Origin of the sequence: Azospirillum sp. A1-3, from assembly GCF_023806445.1 — a bacterium.
Taxonomy (GTDB): Bacteria; Pseudomonadota; Alphaproteobacteria; order Azospirillales; family Azospirillaceae; genus Azospirillum.
Map to the genome: position 1 here is coordinate 93,030 of NZ_JAMSLU010000005.1, position 18,184 is coordinate 111,213.

An 18,184-nucleotide genomic window follows, 5' to 3' on the forward strand; every position below is an offset into this window, starting at 1 on the left:
AACCGTGCCGGGAGTCTTCAGCCCCACAGCCAACATCGCGACCAAGCTGGTGCTCTACACGCTGCTGGCCGGACTGGTCACGCTGGTCGGCGGCGCGTGGTTCTTCCCCAGCACCACCTATGCGACACGGCAGGGCATTGTGCAGCCGCAGCCGGTGCCCTTCAGCCACGAGCATCATGTCGGCGGTCTGGGGCTGGACTGCCGCTATTGCCACACCTCGGTGGAGGAGTCGCCCAGCGCCGGGCTGCCGCCGACCCACACCTGCATGACCTGCCATTCGCAAATCTGGACCAACGCGGAGCTGCTGGCCCCGGTCCGCCAAAGCCTCGCCACCGGCAAGCCGATCCGTTGGAACCGCGTCAACACGCTGCCCGACTACGTCTTCTTCAACCACAGCATCCATGTCGCCAAGGGCGTGGCCTGCACCACCTGCCATGGGCCGGTGGACACCATGCCCCTGACCTGGAAGGGAGCGAGCCTGCAGATGAGTTGGTGCCTGGACTGCCACCGCGACCCTGCCCCGAACCTGCGCCCGAAGGAGGCGGTCTTCGACACCGACTGGAAACGGACCGCGGCGACGCCATCCGGCAAGCAGTTGATGGCGCGCTATCATATCCATCCGGAAACCCTGTCCGACTGCTCGGTGTGCCACCGATGACAGAGCGGCGGGAGGAGCTGGCCCGGCGGATCGAGGGCCGATTGGCCGGGCGGAGCGGCCGGGCGCTGTGGCGCAGCCTGGAGGAGCTGTCGCGCGAGCCGGCGGTGCTGGAGTTGCTGCGCGCCGAGTTCCCCGGCCTGCCGGACCTTGCGGAGGCGCGCGTCGGCCGCCGCCGGCTGCTGGAACTGATGGGCGCCTCCTTCGCGCTGGCCGGGCTGTCGGGATGCGGCCCAGGAGAGGCGGCGGATGAGGCGATCCCCTATGTGACGATGCCGCCCGGTCTCGTTCCCGGCGTCGCCCGCCATTTCGCCACGGCGGTCACGCGCGGCGGCTATGCCGACGGTGTGCTGGCCGTCCACCAGATGGGGCGCCCGGTCCAGTTGGAGGGCAATCCGGACCATCCCTCCAGCCTCGGCGCGCTCGATCCGATCATTCAGGCAAGCATCCTCGACCTCTATGACCCCGACCGCTCGCGCACCGTGCTGACCGCGGGCCGGGCGGCCAGCGTCAATGGACTGGTCAAGGCGCTGGTTGACCGCCTGCCCGCCCTGACCGCGCGCGGCGGCAACGGGCTGCGGCTGCTGACCGGCACCGTCACCTCCCCCACGTTGTCTGGGCAGATCGCCGCGTTGAAGCAGCGCTTTCCGGCGCTGCAATGGCACCGCTGGGAAGCAGACGGGCGTGACACGGTGCGGGCCGGGGCGATGCTGGCCTTCGGGCGACCGGTGGATACGGTTCTGCATCTCGATCGGGCGAAGACGATCCTGGCAGTGGAAAGCGACGTCCTCGACAGCGCGCCGGGCCATCTGCGCTACGCCCGCGACTTCGCCCGTCGCCGCCGGGCAGCCGAGGAGGGCCGGCCGGAGGAAATGAGCCGGCTCTATGCGGTGGAAAGCGTGCCGACCCTGGCCGGTGCCCGCGCCGACCATCGCTTCGCCGCCCGCCCGGACGAGGTGGAGGCGGTGGTGCGCGCGCTCGCCGCCGAACTTGGCGTCGGGCCAGCAGAGTGGCGCCAGGGTGCCCCCGGCTGGCTCGGCGCCGTCGCTCGCGACCTGTCCGCCAACCGTGGCGCGGCGCTGGTCCATGCCGGGCCGACACAATCCGCGGCGATCCATGCGCTGGTCCACGCCATCAATGAGGCGCTGGGCGCGCCCGGTCATATGGTGAGCCATATCGAACCGGTGGAGGCCGATCCGATCGACCATGGCGAGTCGCTGAAAGGACTGGTCGCCGACATGGCGGCCGGCCGGGTCGACACATTGCTGATCCTGGGCTGCAACCCCGTCTTCACCGCGCCCGCCGACCTCGATTTCGCCGGGGCGTTGGGAAAGGTCCCGTTGTCTGTCCATCTCGGCACCGCGGTGGACGAGACCGCCATGCTCTGCACATGGCATGTGCCGGAGGCCCATGAACTGGAACGCTGGGGCGACGCGCGGGCCTTCGACGGCACCGTCACCATCCAGCAGCCGCAGATCAAGCCCCTGTGGGGCGGCTGGTCGCCACACGAGCTGCTGGAGGTCTTCACCGGCGAGACGCGGCCCGATGGCTACGCCATCCTGCGCGCTGCCTGGATCGAAAGATTCCAGGGCAAGGGAGATGCGGAGCGGCTGTGGGGCGACGCCCTGCGCACCGGCGTGGTGCCGGACAGCGCCGCCGCACCGGTTTCCGTTTCACCTGCGTCCGATCTCGCAACCCGGCTGCTGCCGGCGCCGGCACGGCCGGACGGCGGCACGCTGACCGCCCTGTTCCGGCCGGACCCGTGGCTGCGCGACGGGCGTTACGCCAATCTCGGCTGGCTGCAGGAGTTGCCGCGTCCCTTCACCACCCTGACCTGGGACAACGCCCTGCTGATGGCGCCGGCAACCGCGGAGCGGCTGGGCCTGCAGAATGAGGATGTGGTGGAGGTACGCACCGCCGCCGGCAATCTTCGCGCGCCGGTGTGGCGGGTGACCGGCCATGCCCCCGACTGCGTCACCCTGCCCTTCGGCTTTGGCCGCAAGGTGGTGGGCCGGGTCGGGCGCGACGTCGGCTTCGACGCCTTCCGGCTGCGGCCGCTCGACCATCTCTGGCAACTGCCGGGGGTGGAGCTGCGCAAGACCGGCGAGACCTACCGGCTGGCCGCCACCCAGCACCACCAGCTGATCGACAGCCCCGACGTGGTCCGTCACGCCACGCTCGACGAGTTTCGCCAGAATCCCGACTTCGCCAAGCGCAAGGAGCCGGAACACTCGCTCTATCCCGATTACGAGTATCCGCGGAACGCCTGGGGCATGGCGATCAACCTCAACTCCTGCATCGGCTGCAGCGCCTGCACCGCCGCCTGCCAGGGAGAGAACAACATCGCCGTCGTCGGCAAGGAGGAGGTGCTGCGGAACCGCCAATTGCACTGGATCCGCATCGACACCTGGTACGAGGGCGAGGCGGAGGCGCCGGATCAGACCTATTTCCAGCCGATGCCCTGCATGCATTGCGAAAACGCGCCCTGCGAGGTGGTCTGCCCGGTCGGGGCGACCATGCATGATGCCGACGGTCTGAACGTGATGGTCTACAACCGCTGCGTCGGCACCCGCTTCTGCTCCAACAACTGCCCCTACAAGGTCCGGCGCTTCAACTACTTCAACTATTCGGCGGACGACAACCGGCTGTCGCAGTCCTGGAATCCCGACGTCTCCGTGCGGGCGCGCGGCGTGATGGAGAAATGCACCTATTGCATCCAGCGAATCCGCAACGCCCGCATCGCCGCCGACCGCGAGAGCCGGCCGATCCGCGACGGCGAGGTGAAGACCGCCTGCCAGCAGGCCTGCCCGGCGGAGGCCATCGTCTTCGGCGACCTGAACGACAAGGACAGCGCGGTCAACCGCCGCAAGGCGAGCCCGCTGGACTATGGCGTGCTGACGGAACTGAACACCAAGCCGCGCACGACTTTTGAAGCACGGCTGCGCAACCCCAACCCCGAAATCCAGGAGATGTAAGGCGGTGGGCGCATCTCCCGAAACCAGACAGGAGCTGAACAGGGTCGTCGAACCGGGCGTGACCGCGCTGTCGGTGACCGTCCATGTCAGCAACCTCGTGCTGGAACGCCGCACGCCCCTGTGGTGGTGGGTCGGCTTCGGGCTGTCGCTTGGGCTGCTCGGTCTGTTCGTGGTGGCGCTCGGCTGGCTGTTCATCCGCGGCGTCGGCATCTGGGGCATCGACTGGCCGGTCGCCTGGGGCTTCGCCATCGGCAACTATGTCTGGTGGGTCGGCATGGCGAGCGGCGGGACGCTGATCTCCGCACTGTTCTTCCTGACCCGGTCGGAATGGCGCAGCGCCACCAGCCGCATCGCCGAAACCATGACGGTGTTCTGCGTCGCCTGCGCCGGGATCATGCCGGTCATCCATCTCGGGCGCTGGTGGTATTTCTACTGGCTGTTCCCCTATCCCAACACGATGGCGCTGTGGCCGCAGTTCCGCAGCCCGCTGCATTGGGATTTCGTCGCCATCCTGGTCTATGTCGCCGGATCGGTGCTGTTCTGGTATGTCGGTCTTCTCCCCGATTTCGCCACCCTGCGCGACCGGGCGCAGCGGCGCTGGCAGCGGGTGCTGTACGGTCTGCTGGCGCTGGGCTGGCAGGGATCGTCGCGGCACTGGCGCCAGTTCAAGGTCCTGTACGGGCTGTTCGCCGCCCTGATGGCGCCGCTGGTCTGTTCCATCCACAGCATCGTCGGACTGGATTTCGCAGGCGGGCTGACGCCGGGATGGCACGAGACGCAGTTCCCGCCTTATTTCGTCTTCGGCGCCGCGCTGTCCGGCTTCGCCGTGGTGCTGATGCTGGTCATCCCGCTGCGCCGGGCGCTGGATCTCACCGGCGTCATCACGCTCCGCCACATCGACGTGCTGGCGCGGCTGATGCTGACCACCAGCCTGCTGCTGTCCTACTGCTATCTGATCGAGGTTTTCATGCCCTTCTACCGGGGGGAGGAGCACGAGATCACTGTGGTGATGTCGGAACTCGGCGGCTATTACGCCCCCTGGTACTGGGCGAAGATCATCCTGAACGGCGTCGTGCCGCAACTGTTGTGGATCCGGCCGCTGCGGCTGAACCGCCCGCTGCTGTTCCTTGTCGCGCTGTGCGTGGTCGTCGGCATGTGGATCGAACGCTACGTCATCGTCGTCGGCGGCCTGCACCGGAACTACACGGAATCGAGCTGGTTCGTCTTCATGCCGACCTTCTGGGACTGGGCGACGCTGGCCGGGTCGGTGGGGCTGTTCCTGACCGGCTTCTTCCTGGCGCTGCGCTTCATCCCGATGGTGTCGATGTTCGAACTGCGCGAACTCCTCCACAAGAAGAAGGCGGAGGGCGGACGATGAGCGCGCATCGCGGCACCGGCCACACAGTGCGCGGCACGCTGGCCGCCTTCGACAGCCCCGACGCGATGCTGGAAACCCTGCGCCGCCTGCGGCAGGAGGGATTCACGCGGCTGGAGGTCTACAGCCCCTATGCGGTGGGGGAGGTGGACGATCTGCTGGGCCGCAAGCCGCGGGCCTTGCCGCTGATCATCGTTGCGGCCGGCGTGGTGGGGGCGGTCGGCGGCTTCCTCCTGCAATATTGGGGCATGGTGCTGAGCTATCCGCTGAACATCGGCGGACGGCCGCTGAACAGCTGGCCGGCCTTCAGCACAACAACCTTCGAACTGGCGGCGCTGGCCATCCTGCTGGTGGGCTTTTTCGCCTTCTGCAAGTTCTGCCGGCTGCCGCGCCTCTATGATCCGATCTTCGATGCGCCCGGGTTCGAGCATGCCTCGCAGGACCGGTTCCTGATCTGGATCGCAGAGCGGGAGGGGCGCGACGACAGCGACCTGTTGCAACGGCTGCTGCCCCACGGCGAAGGCCTACGGATCGACGAGGTGCCGGCATGACCCGCCTGTTTCCTCTCGCCCTTCTGCTGTGCGCGGCGACGCTGCTGGGAGCCTGCGACAACATGGCGAAGCAGCCACGCGACAAGACCTGGACGCCCGCCGATGCCAACTCGGGCAGCAGGGCTTGGCCGCCGGAGCCGGCGCCCAACACCGTCGCACGCGAGGACCGACCGCAACCGGCGCCGGCGCTGACGGCGGCCCTTCTCGACCGCGGTAAGGAGCGCTACGAGATCTACTGCACGCCCTGCCACGGCTATCTCGGCGACGGCAACGGCATGATCGTCCAGCGCGGCTTTCCGCATCCGCCCTCCTTCCACAGCGAGGCGTTGCGCAACGCTCCGACCCGGCATTTCTACGACGTCGCCACCAACGGCTGGGGGGCGATGTATTCCTATGCCGACCGCGTCACCCCCGACGACCGCTGGGCCATCGCCGCCTATATCCGGGCGCTGCAGGCCAGCCAGAACACCGCCGCGGCCGAGCTGCCGGACGATGTGCGGAGGACGCTGCGATGAGCCGGCGCCCGCTTCTCGCCGCCATCGGCGCGGCACTGGTCGGTGGTGCGGTCTGCGCCATCGGCGCGCTGTTCGATCCGCAGGCGGTGCTGCGCGGCTGGCTGGCCTCCTTCGCCTTCTGGATCGGGCTGCCACTGGGCGCCATGATGCTGCTGTTCGCCCATGACCTGACCGGAGGGCGCTGGGGGTCTGCTGCGGTTCCGCCCCTGCGCGTCATGGTCGCCGTGCTGCCGCTGGCGCTGCTGCTTCTGGTGCCGGTGCTGATCCTGCTGCCGGAGTTGTACCCTTGGGCAAGGGCGGCGGAGGCCGCGCATCTGAAGAACCGCTTCTACCTGAACGCCCCCTTCTTCTACGGACGGGCGGCGGTCTATGCCGTGGTCTGGCTTGGGCTGGCCCTGGCGGCGCTGCTGCGCTCGGGACGGGGCCGCAACCCGCTGGCGGCACCGGGGCTGATCCTGCTGGGGCTGACCGTCACCTTCGCTTCGTTCGACTGGTTCATGTCGATCGAGCCCGATTGGGGGTCCAGCATCTATGGGATGATGATCGTCAGCGGCCAACTGCTGGGCGCCCTGGCGCTGGCGACGCTGGCGGCAATCCTGGGCGGACGGACGGACGCGGGGCAGAGGAGGGACCTGGGCAGCCTTCTGATCGCCGCCATTCTGCTGTGGTTCTACCTGTCCTTCATGCAGTTCCTGATCGTCTGGCAGGAAAATCTGCCGCACGAAATCACGTGGTACGTCGCACGCCTATCCGGCGGCTGGGGCTGGGTCGCGGTGCTCGGCGCGCTGGCGCAGGGAGCATTGCCGTTCGCGGCCCTGATCTGGTGGCCGGTGAAGCGCAGCCGGGGCGGCTTGGCGGCCATCTGCCTGCTGCTGCTGGCCGCGCATCTGCTGGAATGCTGGTGGCTGATCCTGCCGGGGGTGGAGGGCGGCTTCACCTGGTTCGCCCCCGCCGCAGCACTGGCGATGGGTGGCACCGGCATGGCGGTGTTCCTGTGGCGCATGGGGACCGACCGACGACACGCGGGCCGGAGCGGGCACGCCACCCGCGCCGACGGCCTGATGGCGGAAGGCGTTCGCCATGGATAAGGCCACACGCTTCAACCGGCCCGGTTTTGCCGGGACCGCGGCGGCGATGTTGTTGGGCTGGACGCGGCTGGGGCGCGGCCGTTCGCCGAAGCGGCCGGACCTGGAGGGCCGCAATCCCGACACGCGCTTCGAGAAGCGGGACACGCCGCCCTGGCTGTTCGTCCTGCTCGGCGCGCTGGCGGCCGGCCTGATCGGGACGGTCGTGGTCTCGCTGATGCTGATCTTCCCCGATGCGACCACCGACCGGAACCGCGGCCTGACGACGCCGATGCCGGAACCACGCCTGCAGACCGATCCGCCCGCCGACTTCAAGCGCTACAAGGAGCGATCTTTGGAACGGCTGACCGGCTACGGCTGGGCAGACCGAGAGCGCGGCATCGCCCACATTCCCATCGACGAGGCGATGCGCCGCGTCGCCGAGCACGGCATTCCCGACTGGCCGGCGGACGCAAGGCAGGAGGGGCAGCGATGAGACGGCTCGCCATCGTTACCCTGTTCGGCCTTCTGCTGGCTCTGCCCACCGCAGCACAGGCGGCCCTGCTGCCGTCCGGCTTCAAGGACTTCGCCTTCGACCAGCATCCGGGGGCGCAGTTGCCCCGCGACGTCCGGCTGCGCGACGAGACCGGCCAAGCCGTCACCACCGCGACCCTGTTCGATGGGGCCAAGCCGCTGGTTCTGGTCTTCGACTATTTCCGCTGCACGACGCTCTGCGGCGTGGTTCTGGGCGATCTGGCGGCGGCCCTCAAACAGGTGCCGCTGACGCCGGGCAAGGATTTCGCGGTGATGGCGGTCAGCATCGATCCCAACGACACCCCGGCCGACGCCGCGGCGATGAAGGCGCGGCACTTCGAACGCGATCCGGCGCTGGCCGCCGCCATCCATCCGCTGGTCGCCGCTCAGTCCGGTGACGGCCGGGAGGTCCGCCGCCTCGCCACCGCCGCCGGCTTCCCCTACAAGCTGGACGAGGCCAGCGGGCAATATGCCCATCCCGCCGGCGTGGTGCTGGTCTCGCCGGGTGGGGAGGTCTCCCGCTATATCCTTGGAATCGGCTACGACCCCACTGACCTGCGGCTCGGGCTGGTCGACGCCTCCAAGGGTATGGTCGGTTCGGTGGCCGACCATCTGCTGCTGCTCTGCTACGGCTACGATCCGGCGCAGGGCAAATACAACTCCCAGGTGGGCCGCCTGATGCAGGCGACCGGCGCCGTGTCGGTCCTGGGCGTCGGGCTGCTGGTGTGGCGGGCCACCCGCCGGCCGGGAAAGGGGTGAGGGCGGCCATGGGAAGCATGCAACTCCTCCCCCCCACCGCGTCCGCCCATGCCGCCGACATGGACTGGCTGTTCGCCGCCCTGATCGGCACCAGCGCCTTCATCCTGCTGCTGGTCTTCGGGCTGATGATCGGCTTCTGCGTCCGCTACCGGAAGGGCAGCAAAGTGGAGCGCGGCAACCGACTGGGCCGCACCTGGAGGGTTGAGACCGCCTGGACCGTCGCGACCTTCATCGGCTTTCTCGGCCTCTATTTCTGGGGGGCGGACCTCTATGTCGGCATCCACAGCCCGCCCAAGGACGCCACCGACATCTATGTCGTCGGCAAGCAGTGGATGTGGAAGATCGAACATCCCGGCGGCCAGCGCGAGATCGACACGCTGCATGTCCCGGTCGGCAAGCCGGTGCGGCTGGTGCTGACTTCGCAGGACGTGATCCACGACTTCGCCATCCCCGCCTTCCGCGTCCGCCAGGACGCCGTCCCCGGCCGGTACGAGACGCTGTGGTTCACACCGACGAAGGTCGGCGAATACCGCTTGTTCTGTGCGGAGTTCTGCGGCACCTGGCATGCCCGGATGGGCGGCAGCGTCGTCGTCATGGAACCGTCCGACTTCCAGCGTTGGCTGGACAGCCAGGACCCCGGCCCCAGCCTCGCCCAGGAAGGGGAGGCGCTGTTCCGCAGCTATGGCTGCAGCGGCTGCCACGGCACCGCCAGCACCGTCCACGCACCGAAGCTGGAGGGGCTGTTCGGCCGCCCGGTGCCGCTGGAGGACGGCCGCACCGTCATCGCCGACGACCGCTATATCCGTGATTCGATCCTGAAACCGAAGTCGGAGATCGCCGCCGGCTATCCGCCGGTCATGCCCTCCTTCGCCGGGCAGATCGGCGAGGACGACCTGCTGAAGCTGGTCGCCTACATCAAATCGCTGGCCGACAAGACGGCCCAGAACTCCCAGACCGGCCAAGCGGCCGGACAATCTCAAGCCGGCCAGGCGGCCGGCAGCGCGGAAAGGCCCACCCAATGACCACCGCGACCGTGACCGGAAAGCCGGACGAACCCGTCGTCGCCACCAGGAACTACCTGACGGAGGAAGGCGTCACGCTGCGCTCCTGGCTATTGACCAAGGACCATAAACGGATCGCCATCCTCTACACCCTGTCGATCACCTTCTTCTTCTTCGTCGGCGGGCTGGCGGCGACGCTGATCCGGCTGAATCTGGTGACGCCGGCCGGCATCTTCACACCCGACATCTACAACCGTCTGTTCACGCTGCACGGCATTGTGATGGTCTGGTTCTTCCTGATCCCGTCGATTCCCAACACCATGGGCAACTTCCTGATCCCGCTGATGATCGGCGCCAAGGATCTGGCCTTTCCGCGCCTGAACCTGCTCAGCTGGTACCTGTATGTCGGGGCCGGCTTCCTGGCACTGTTCGCCATCCTGATCGGCGGGGTCGACACCGGCTGGACCTTCTACACGCCCTTCTCCTCGCTCTATTCCAACGGCTATGTGGTGCTGGCGCTGGCCGCCGTGTTCGCCGTCGGCTTCTCCTCCATCCTGACCGGGCTGAACTTCATCGTCACCACCCACCGGATGCGGGCGCCGGGGATGACGTGGTACCGACTGCCGGTGTTCGTCTGGTCGAACTACGCCACCTCCGTCATCATGGTGCTGGCCACGCCGGTGCTGGCGATCACGCTGATGCTGGTGGCGGTGGAACGGCTGCTGCGGGTCGGCATCTTCGACCCGGCGCTGGGCGGCGATCCGCTGCTGTTCCAGCACCTGTTCTGGTTCTACTCCCACCCCGCGGTCTACATCATGATCCTGCCGGGCTTCGGCGTGATCAGCGAGATCGTGCCCTGCTTCGCCCGCAAGCCTCTATTCGGCTACAAATTCGTGGTGTGGTCGAGCATCACCATCGCGATCATCGGCTTCTTCGTGTGGGCGCACCACATGTTCGTCGCCGGGATCTCGCTTTATGCCGGGCTGGTCTTCTCGCTGCTCAGCTACGTCATCGCGGTGCCGTCGGCGATCAAGGTGTTCAATTGGACCGCCACGCTGCACAAGGGCTGGATCAGCTTCGACGCGCCGATGCTCTATGCCCTGGGCTTCATCGGGCTGTTCACCATCGGCGGGTTGACCGGGCTGTTCGTCGCCAACCTCGCGTTCGACGTCCATGTCACCGACACCTATTTCGTCGTGGCGCACTTCCACTACATCATGGTCGGCGGCATGGTCAGCGCCTATTTCGGCGGGCTGCATTACTGGTGGCCGAAGGTGACGGGGCGGCTTTATCCCGAATGGTGGGCGCGCATCGCGGCATTGCTGATCTTCTTCGGCTTCAACCTGACCTTCTTCCCGCAATTCATCCTGGGCTATCTGGGGATGGAGCGGCGTTACTATTCCTATCCGCCGGAATTCCAGGTCTGGAACATCTTCTCGTCGGCCGGCGCGTCGGTGCTGGCGGTCGGCTATGCACTGCCCTTCTTCTATCTCGGCTGGTCGCTGTTCCGCGGCAAGCGGGCGGGCGCCAACCCGTGGGCGGCGACCGGGCTGGAATGGCAGACCTCCTCCCCGCCGCCCGCCCACAATTTCGACAAGACGCCCACCGTCACCCGCCCGCCCTACCAGTACCGGCCGGAACCGGAGCCGCAGGATGTCTGACGCACCCGCCCTCCCACAGCCCGAACCGCAATACGCGACGGCGGAACAGCAGGCGGAGACTGCAACCTTCGGCATGTGGGTGTTCCTGGCGACGGAGATCCTGTTCTTCGGAGGAATGCTGCTGGCCTACACATGGCTGCGCACCACCTACCCGGAAGGCGTGGCGGAGGCCGGGCGCCATACCAAGATCGTCATCGGCTCCGTCAACACGCTGGTGCTGCTGACCAGCAGCCTCACCATGGCCTGGGCCGTCCATGCGGCGGAGCATGGCCGGGCCAAGGCTCTGACCCGGCTGCTGGCTGTCACCGCTCTGCTCGGGCTGCTGTTCCTCGGGCTGAAGGGCTACGAATACCACAAGGAGTGGACCGAGCATCTGGTGCCGGGGCTGAATTTTCACGAGGACAGCGCGCATGCCCAGACGATCGAGCTGTTCTATTTCCTCTATTTCCTGCTGACGGGAATCCACGGCATCCACGTCACCATCGGCATCGGGCTGATCGCGGTGATGGCGGTGCGGGCGCGGCGCGGCGCCTTCTCCTCCCGCTATTACACCCCGGTGGAAGTGACGGGGCTCTACTGGCACTTCGTCGACATCGTCTGGATCTTCCTCTACCCGCTGATCTATCTGGTCGGACGGAGCGGACCATGAAGACACCCCCCCTCCCCCTGCTGTTGACCTGGGCGGCGCTGCTGGCACTGCTGGCGGCGACGCTCGGCCTTGCCTATGTGCCGATGCCGGGGCCGATGAACCTCGTCGTGGCGCTCGGCATCTCGGTGGCGAAGGCGCTTCTGGTGCTGGCGCTGTTCATGAAGCTGTTCCGGGCACCGGCACTGACCCGCGCGGCTGCGGCGGCTGGGCTGTTCTGGCTGGGCGTGCTGTTCGCGCTGTCGGCGACAGACTACCTGACCCGCAAGGTGGAGCATGCGGGCGACCTGCCGGCGCCCACGGGACGCGAACACCAGCCGGGCAACCGCTGATCCGGCAAAAGAGGAGGCAGACGCGATGCATTCAGACGCCACCAGCCGGCTGGTCGATGCCGTGGTCCGCACCCGCCGCATGCTGGACGCCGCACGGCGCGAGGCCATCGAACATTTTGGCGAAGGCGCTCGTGACGGCCGCAAGGTGACGGTGCTGAAGGACATCCGCGACCTGCACGACCGCATCATCCGGCCCATTACCGTCTCGCGGCAACCGATCGTCCGCGATGTCGGCACAGTATGGTTCCAGGAGGACATCGACCTTGTCCACGAGATGCCGCGCGCCATCGTCCATTTCACCTCGCTCGACACCGGGATGGATGCCCCGCGCGCCTATATGACCTTCCATGTCGGAGAGGACGGCACGACCTCGGTGTCCGAGAATTTCCTGACGCCGGTGAAGACGACCGATGTGCGGACCTGCCGGCTGGACGATCTCGACAGCGAGACCGTCGCCGGGATGATCGACAGGTTCCTGGCCAAGGCGATGCAGGGATGAACGCCCACGTGACCCTGCCCGCAATGCGCAAGCTGCCGTAGACGCTCCCCGCCGCGACGATCTGCAGTCCCGGGTGTTCACACAAAGTTGGTTTTCCATAAACCATGCGCCTTGACTCCGGCGCTGGATTTGTGTGCAGTGCAACATAATTCCCCGTGCATGAACCTGGACGGCCGCCGTCGAATCAAGGCGCCCAACCGAGGTCGCCCCAACATCCATGACGGCTGGAGATGTCATGATCGAGTTGTTCCTCGTGGTCTGCCTCGTTTCCGATCCCGACCGCTGCACTGTCGAACGCCCCGCATTCCAGGAACCGTTCGTCAATGTGATGGCCTGTTCGCGCAATGGCATGTTCCGTGCCGCCGAATGGGCGGAACAGCACCCGAAATACACCGTCCGCCGCTGGAAATGCGGACAGCGCCAGATCTGACACGGGTGAGCCGGCAAGGGGCGGGTGGTTTTCGGTGCGTCCGCAATGCGCCCGGGCATGGCGCCGCGCGGCCCACCCCGAAAGACACCCACCCCTTTTGAGTGGCCCAATTCCATCCGCATCCGTGATTGTTATATAGAGCAATCATTGCTGAACCATGGGACCGTCCTCCCCGGCACGCACCCATGGGTAAGATGGGAGAATTCCGGCCATGCCTGTTCGCATCGCGTTTGTCCTCGCGGCGGCCCTGCTGTCGGCGGGTCCTGCCGCCGCCAGCCCGGCGAACGACTATCCCACGGCGGCGCGGGCCGATTATGTGATCGCCTGCATGGCATCCAACGGCCAGTCGCACATCGTCATGGAGAAATGCGCCTGCAGCATCGACGCCATCGCCAACCGCATCAGCTATGACGACTATACGGCCATCGAGACGGTGAAGGTGATGGCCGACCAGCCGGGCGAGCGCGCCGGAATCTTCCGCAGCGCGGGCTGGGCCAAGGACCTGATGGACCGCTTCCGCCAGGCCCAGGTCGCCGCCGACCGCCAGTGCTTCTGACCAGTGCTTCCGAAAGGATCGCGGCCGGCGGCTAAAGCGCCGGCTCATCCTTGGCGCTTCCGGCGGCCAGGGGAACGGTACGGGTGAAGGTGGCGCCCTTGGTGTCGTGGGCGACCACCTCCAGGCTGCCGCCCTCCACCGGAACGAAACTGAAGCGGAGGTTCGGGTCTTCGCTGATGGAGATGTCGGTGTCCGCCTCCAGCACCGTCTGCCCGCCGACCCGGATGGCGATGGATTGGACATAATGGGCCGGGATATAGGTGCGGCTGACCTGATCGAACTGCAGACCGCTGCTGTTGGGATGGCTGATCATGACCTGGGCCGTCGCCGGGCTGCCGGGAGTCAACGTCTCCGGCAGTTTCACCTTGATGCGGCCGAGGCGCGCCATCGCCTCCTGCGGGTCCTTGACGGCGGGGGCGGAACAGCCGCCGGCCGCCTTGACGTAGGCTTCCGTCATCAGCAGCCGGCCGTCCAGGGTCTCTCCCACGGCGCGGACATTGGTGTATTCGTTGACGCGCACGCGGGTCTCGATGCCGCTGCCGGCGCTGGCCGGGCCGAAACGGAAGGTGGCGGCCAGCGGCACCGGGTTCTTGTCGACCAGCAGCGACAGCGTCTTCAGGTGAAGCGACGGTTCGACCTCGACCCGCACCGGCACCAGCGCCGCGTCATAGGCGCGGGCCGGCGCGTCGATGCGGATGCGGTCGCCAGCCTCCTCGATCGGGCGGTCCTTGAAGTACATGTCGTGCAGCACGTCCCAGCGCGCCGAGTCGTCAGCCGCATCGCCAGCGGCGAGCACAGGCGTGGACAAGACGACCAAAAGCCCCATCAGCGGCCCCGATAGCGGATATCGCGTCATTGCTCCCTCCCTGGATTTGTCCCGTGTCGTCCGCTCCTATTCCCATTCCAGCTCGGCGAAGGTCGCCGTGACGTTGCGCGGGTTATATGCATCGAACAACAGCCAGCGGTCCCGTTCGTCCTCCGCCACGCTTGCAACGGCATCCTGGATGCTGCCGCCGGCCTTCAGCACCCGCCGCACTCCTTCCACCAGCACCGTCAGGTAACGCCGTTCGGCGTCCAGCGCGCCCGGCCAATCGACGACCGCAGGACCATGGCCGGGAACGGCACGCACCGCCGGCACCCGCTCCAGACTGTCGATCACCCGCAGCCAGCCAAGCGCATTGCCGTCCACCGCCGGAAGATGATCGACGAACAGCAGGTCGCCGGCGAACAGGATACCCGTCTTGCGATCGAAGACCGTCAGGTCATTGTTGGTGTGCGCCGTGGGATAGGCGGTCATCACGATGATGCGGTTGCCGAGGTCGATCCGCACCTCCTCGGCAACAGGCCGGTCGACCCGGACCGGGGCGATGCCGGCAGCCGCGTCCTCTCCCAACTCGTCGGCCAGACGCTGCCGATAGACCTCCTGCCGGGCAGCCAGCGCATCCCGGAGATTGGCATGGCCGGCGATCGGCACGTCGGCGAAGGCGGCGTTGCCGAAGACATGGTCGGGGTGCATGTGGGTGTTGATGACGACCACCGGCTTTCTGTCGGTGCGGGCGGCGATGGCCTCGCGCAGGCGCCGCCCCAGTTCCGGCGTGCCGCCGGCGTCGATGACCGCCACCCCGCTGTCGCCGACGATGAAGCCCATGTTGGCTGTATCACCATGGTTGTCCGGCGCCGGTTCGGCGATGACGCCCTGGTGGACGAAGACGCCGGGCGCCACCTCCGTCACCGCCAACGGTTCCGCCGATGCGGACGCGGTTGCCACCATGAGGCACAGCGCGGCGGCGACGGTCAGTCGGAGGCCGATGTCGAGACCAGCGGTCATGCCTGTGTTCCCGTGTGGTCATCTTCGCGCTTTTCCAGCAGATAGGCGAAGAGGCTGGCGACGGTGAGGTCGGCGGACGTGCCGGGGTTGATGCCCTGCCATTTCAACCGCGCATCGAAGACGAACAGATGCTCGCGCCGAAGGGCTGCCGACGATGCCTCCGCCACCTGCCTGCGCACATCGCGGGCTTCGGTCAGCACGGCCGCGGCAATCACCTCCCCATGCTTGCGCAGGATGTGGCTGTCGGGGAAGGCGGTCAGGAATTCCAGGTAAACGGCTTCGGCCAGCGACACCGCATCGGCGTCCGCCGCCGACCTGTTCGCCAGCGACCGGGCGCAGGCGACCCCGATGTCGAAAACGTCGCGGTAGCCGTCGGCATATTGGGCGGCGATGCGGTCGCGCGACCGGGCGGCTGCCATCGCCTCGCGCAGATCCACCGTCGCCGGGCCGGCGACGTCATGCTCCGGCGCTTGGCCCAGCCCGCCGGGCGAAGCAAGGCGAATCGCCGCGAACGCAGCCTCGGCATCCTCCACCGTCAGCGTTGTCAGCACATCGCCCACCCGATCCCGCAGAGGGCGCGCGGCCGGCATCTCGGCGGCGTAGGCCAGCGGGGCGCACAGCAGCAGGATGCCAAGGTTGGTGTTGCAGCCCACCACCGCGCGGGTCGCCTGCACCGCCCGCAGAATGCGTTCGCCAACCGGAGCGTGCGCCCGCGCGATCTCCGGCCCGGCGGCTTCCGCCGACAGCAGGAAGTCCTCCACCGTCATGCCGTGGCCGGCGGCGTGCACATGGACGTTGCCGGGCTTCAGCGCCATCACCTCCGTCCGGCAGACGGCCATGAACAGCTCTGCCACCGCGGCGTTCATCCCCCCGCCTCTTTGGCCCCTGCCCCTCCACCCCCTGTCCCGCTGAAGGAGCGGTCGAGCATGTCCAGCGCAAGGCGCCCGCCATGGAAGCTGCGCCCACTGTCGAGCGCAGTCACCACCACGCGGGCCGGCGCGAACAGCAGCGGATCGATGGCGTAGAAATCCTTGTTCACCGCCGCGAACACCTCGGCGAAGGGACGCCCGTAGTCGCGGGACTCCGTGCTGGGCAGGCGCCGCGCCAGATCGGCGGCGGCATCCTCCGGTCCGGTGACGAAAAGCTGGACGGTGCCGCCGAACAGGATGGCGTCGTTGGTCCGCCCCATCGCCTCGACAAAGCCCTTGCCGGGCGGCGGCAGGGGGGCCACGCCGACTCCATCGGCGACATGCTCCAGCGGGAAGCCCAGCGCATGCACCTTGTGCAATGCCACCTCCAGCACGCGGGCGGCGATCTGCACCGTGCCGGCGAGGCTTGCCGTCGGCGTAAGGACCAGCGTCAGCCGCTCCGGCGCCACCCCGCAATCGGCCGCGATCCGCTCGACCAGCGGGGCCGGCGGGACGGCACCGCTTTCCAGCACCAGCACGGCGTGATCGCCGCTGTCGCCATAGCCCAGTTCGTCGAACAGAGTCTCCTTGCGGGCAAGGGCGCGGCCGGGGCCGGAGCCGAGCGCGAAGAAGGACCCGGCCTCGTCCTTGTGCGACAGGCTCCAGCCGGCATATTGGCTGCCCAGGCAGGCGAGCACCGGATCGGTGCTGTGCACCGCCACCAGGAAAGGCCAGCGGTCCGACTGAGTATCGGCCTGAAGCGTCACCCGGCCCAGGCCGCCCATGCACAGCTCGGCGATACGCCGCCCGGCCTCCAGACCGCCGGAGCGGGCAATTCCGCCATCGACGATCGTCGCGCCGGCCAAACTGTCGATGCCGAGCCGCAACTGTGCCGCATCGGCGACCAGGGCGGCGGCGAGCGGGCCGGCAAGGGCCGACAGGCTGGGGCGCTGCTGCATCACTTGGCCTTTCCCGCAATGGTCCGCGCCGCGTCCATCGCGTCCTGGAAATCGAAGGCGACGGCGGTGCCGCCGGTCTGCATCCGCTCCAGCAGATGGTGCTGGACCTTGAACTTGACGTTGCCGATGGCAAGCGCGCCAATGCCGACGGCGCTGGAATGGCCGGGCAAGGGTGTGCCGTCATCCTGCACGCCGATACCCTCCACGCCGGCCGGCGGCACGGCGTTGATGTCGGCCGCTACGCGCAGGCGCTTGGCAGTGCGCAGATCGTCGGCGGTCAGCACCGTGACCCCGGCCTTGCCGCAGGCCAGCACGACCTCCACCCGGTCCATCAGCGCCGCCTTGCCGCCGGTGGACGTGTCGGCGCAGGACATCCTGACGCCATAGCGCCGGCCGAACTCCTCCGCCTTGCCCTGCACGGCCGAAACGCCGCGGTGGCTGACCAGGGTGACGTTGCCGCCGGCCTGTGCGGCGATCAATCCGGCGATGCCGCCGACCACGCCGGTGGCGCCATAGACCTGGACATCCAGCCCAGTGAGGCCATCGACTCCCGACCGCCGCAGGGCGCGTTCGACCACGGCGACCATGGCGGCGGCGGTGGTGAAGGCGCCGGACGGGTCGGCGAAGACCGAGATCTGGAAGGGCGGAAACATCGCCTTGCGCGCGACGTCGAGCATGTCCAGCGCCATCGCCGCGTCGCGCCCGCCGATGAAAAGGCCGGTGCGCACCGCGTTCTTCGGATCGCGGGAGAACATGGCGTCCTGGGTCAGCGCCTCGACCTGGGCGGTCTCGATGCCGGTGTAGGGGACCACCGTGTCGATGCCGGCATCCACCGCCATGTTGACGTCGAACGGGCTGATATTCGCCAGCGGCGAAATCATGTGCAGCACGTAAGGGGCGCCCATGCCTGCCTCCATTTCAATCGTTCACCAGTCC

The 18,184-nt window shown here is 67.7% G+C and carries 20 protein-coding genes; 15 read left to right on the top strand and 5 right to left on the bottom strand.

The features are described from left to right. The first annotated feature begins 4 nt into the window (after nucleotides 1-4). The 15 genes from M5E06_RS24990 (at nucleotide 5) to M5E06_RS25060 (ending at nucleotide 13,553) form a co-directional block, all read left to right on the top strand. A complete protein-coding gene (locus M5E06_RS24990; protein WP_252140516.1) occupies nucleotides 5-658 on the top strand; it encodes a cytochrome c3 family protein in 654 nt (217 codons plus the stop codon). Beyond that, nucleotides 655-3,630, top strand: a complete 2,976-nt coding sequence (locus M5E06_RS24995; RefSeq protein WP_252140517.1) for a TAT-variant-translocated molybdopterin oxidoreductase — start codon at nucleotides 655-657, stop codon at nucleotides 3,628-3,630. The genes M5E06_RS24990 and M5E06_RS24995 overlap by 4 nt, the downstream gene beginning before the upstream one ends. Nucleotides 3,631-3,634: 4 nt before the next feature. Beyond that, nucleotides 3,635-5,008 carry an NrfD/PsrC family molybdoenzyme membrane anchor subunit gene (gene nrfD / locus M5E06_RS25000; RefSeq protein ID WP_252140518.1) on the top strand — a complete coding sequence of 458 codons (1,374 nt, stop codon included), beginning with the start codon at nucleotides 3,635-3,637 and terminating at the stop codon, nucleotides 5,006-5,008. Then, nucleotides 5,005-5,556, top strand: a complete 552-nt coding sequence (locus tag M5E06_RS25005; protein ID WP_252140519.1) for a DUF3341 domain-containing protein — start codon at nucleotides 5,005-5,007, stop codon at nucleotides 5,554-5,556. The genes nrfD and M5E06_RS25005 overlap by 4 nt, the downstream gene beginning before the upstream one ends. Beyond that, nucleotides 5,553-6,071, top strand: a complete 519-nt coding sequence (locus tag M5E06_RS25010; protein ID WP_252140520.1) for a c-type cytochrome — start codon at nucleotides 5,553-5,555, stop codon at nucleotides 6,069-6,071. The genes M5E06_RS25005 and M5E06_RS25010 overlap by 4 nt, the downstream gene beginning before the upstream one ends. After that, nucleotides 6,068-7,159 carry a hypothetical protein gene (locus M5E06_RS25015; RefSeq protein ID WP_252140521.1) on the top strand — a complete coding sequence of 364 codons (1,092 nt, stop codon included), beginning with the start codon at nucleotides 6,068-6,070 and terminating at the stop codon, nucleotides 7,157-7,159. Before M5E06_RS25010 ends, M5E06_RS25015 begins: the two co-directional genes overlap by 4 nt. Further along, nucleotides 7,152-7,631 (top strand): hypothetical protein, encoded by a 480-nt coding sequence (locus tag M5E06_RS25020; protein ID WP_252140522.1) that lies wholly within the window; start codon nucleotides 7,152-7,154, stop codon nucleotides 7,629-7,631. The genes M5E06_RS25015 and M5E06_RS25020 overlap by 8 nt, the downstream gene beginning before the upstream one ends. Next, nucleotides 7,628-8,428 carry an SCO family protein gene (locus M5E06_RS25025; protein WP_252140523.1) on the top strand — a complete coding sequence of 267 codons (801 nt, stop codon included), beginning with the start codon at nucleotides 7,628-7,630 and terminating at the stop codon, nucleotides 8,426-8,428. The genes M5E06_RS25020 and M5E06_RS25025 overlap by 4 nt, the downstream gene beginning before the upstream one ends. 17 nt (nucleotides 8,429-8,445) lie before the next feature. Further along, on the top strand, nucleotides 8,446-9,450 hold the full coding sequence (coxB, locus tag M5E06_RS25030; protein ID WP_252140524.1) for a cytochrome c oxidase subunit II: 1,005 nt from the start codon (nucleotides 8,446-8,448) through the stop codon (nucleotides 9,448-9,450). Next, nucleotides 9,447-11,090 carry a cytochrome c oxidase subunit I gene (gene ctaD, locus M5E06_RS25035; protein WP_252140525.1) on the top strand — a complete coding sequence of 548 codons (1,644 nt, stop codon included), beginning with the start codon at nucleotides 9,447-9,449 and terminating at the stop codon, nucleotides 11,088-11,090. Before coxB ends, ctaD begins: the two co-directional genes overlap by 4 nt. After that, nucleotides 11,083-11,739: a cytochrome c oxidase subunit 3 family protein gene (locus M5E06_RS25040; RefSeq protein ID WP_252140526.1), complete on the top strand. Its 657-nt coding sequence runs from the start codon at nucleotides 11,083-11,085 to the stop codon at nucleotides 11,737-11,739. Before ctaD ends, M5E06_RS25040 begins: the two co-directional genes overlap by 8 nt. Continuing rightward, nucleotides 11,736-12,068, top strand: coding sequence for a cytochrome C oxidase subunit IV family protein (locus M5E06_RS25045; RefSeq protein ID WP_252140527.1), 333 nt, complete (start codon nucleotides 11,736-11,738; stop codon nucleotides 12,066-12,068). Before M5E06_RS25040 ends, M5E06_RS25045 begins: the two co-directional genes overlap by 4 nt. A gap of 25 nt (nucleotides 12,069-12,093) precedes the next feature. Then, nucleotides 12,094-12,567 carry a hypothetical protein gene (locus M5E06_RS25050; RefSeq protein WP_252140528.1) on the top strand — a complete coding sequence of 158 codons (474 nt, stop codon included), beginning with the start codon at nucleotides 12,094-12,096 and terminating at the stop codon, nucleotides 12,565-12,567. A gap of 235 nt (nucleotides 12,568-12,802) precedes the next feature. Then, nucleotides 12,803-12,997 carry a hypothetical protein gene (locus M5E06_RS25055; RefSeq protein ID WP_109075760.1) on the top strand — a complete coding sequence of 65 codons (195 nt, stop codon included), beginning with the start codon at nucleotides 12,803-12,805 and terminating at the stop codon, nucleotides 12,995-12,997. Nucleotides 12,998-13,208: 211 nt separating this feature from the next. Continuing rightward, nucleotides 13,209-13,553, top strand: coding sequence for a hypothetical protein (locus M5E06_RS25060; protein WP_252140529.1), 345 nt, complete (start codon nucleotides 13,209-13,211; stop codon nucleotides 13,551-13,553). Between the two features lie 31 nt (nucleotides 13,554-13,584). Here M5E06_RS25060 and M5E06_RS25065 read toward each other — a convergent pair whose 3' ends face one another. The 5 genes from M5E06_RS25065 to M5E06_RS25085 are packed head-to-tail and all read right to left on the bottom strand — an operon-like array spanning nucleotide 13,585 to nucleotide 18,153. After that, entirely contained in the window at nucleotides 13,585-14,409 is an 825-nt protein-coding gene (locus tag M5E06_RS25065; RefSeq protein WP_252140530.1) for a quinoprotein dehydrogenase-associated SoxYZ-like carrier, read from the bottom strand. Between the two features lie 36 nt (nucleotides 14,410-14,445). Continuing rightward, on the bottom strand, nucleotides 14,446-15,381 hold the full coding sequence (locus M5E06_RS25070) for a quinoprotein relay system zinc metallohydrolase 2 (RefSeq protein ID WP_252140531.1): 936 nt from the start codon (nucleotides 15,379-15,381) through the stop codon (nucleotides 14,446-14,448). After that, a complete protein-coding gene (locus tag M5E06_RS25075; RefSeq protein WP_252140532.1) occupies nucleotides 15,378-16,247 on the bottom strand; it encodes a triphosphoribosyl-dephospho-CoA synthase in 870 nt (289 codons plus the stop codon). Before M5E06_RS25075 ends, M5E06_RS25070 begins: the two co-directional genes overlap by 4 nt. After that, nucleotides 16,244-17,248, bottom strand: a complete 1,005-nt coding sequence (gene mch / locus M5E06_RS25080) for a methenyltetrahydromethanopterin cyclohydrolase (protein ID WP_252140533.1) — start codon at nucleotides 17,246-17,248, stop codon at nucleotides 16,244-16,246. The genes M5E06_RS25075 and mch overlap by 4 nt, the downstream gene beginning before the upstream one ends. Next, nucleotides 17,248-18,153, bottom strand: coding sequence for an NAD(P)-dependent methylenetetrahydromethanopterin dehydrogenase (locus tag M5E06_RS25085; RefSeq protein ID WP_252140534.1), 906 nt, complete (start codon nucleotides 18,151-18,153; stop codon nucleotides 17,248-17,250). Before M5E06_RS25085 ends, mch begins: the two co-directional genes overlap by 1 nt. Nucleotides 18,154-18,184 lie beyond the last annotated feature (31 nt).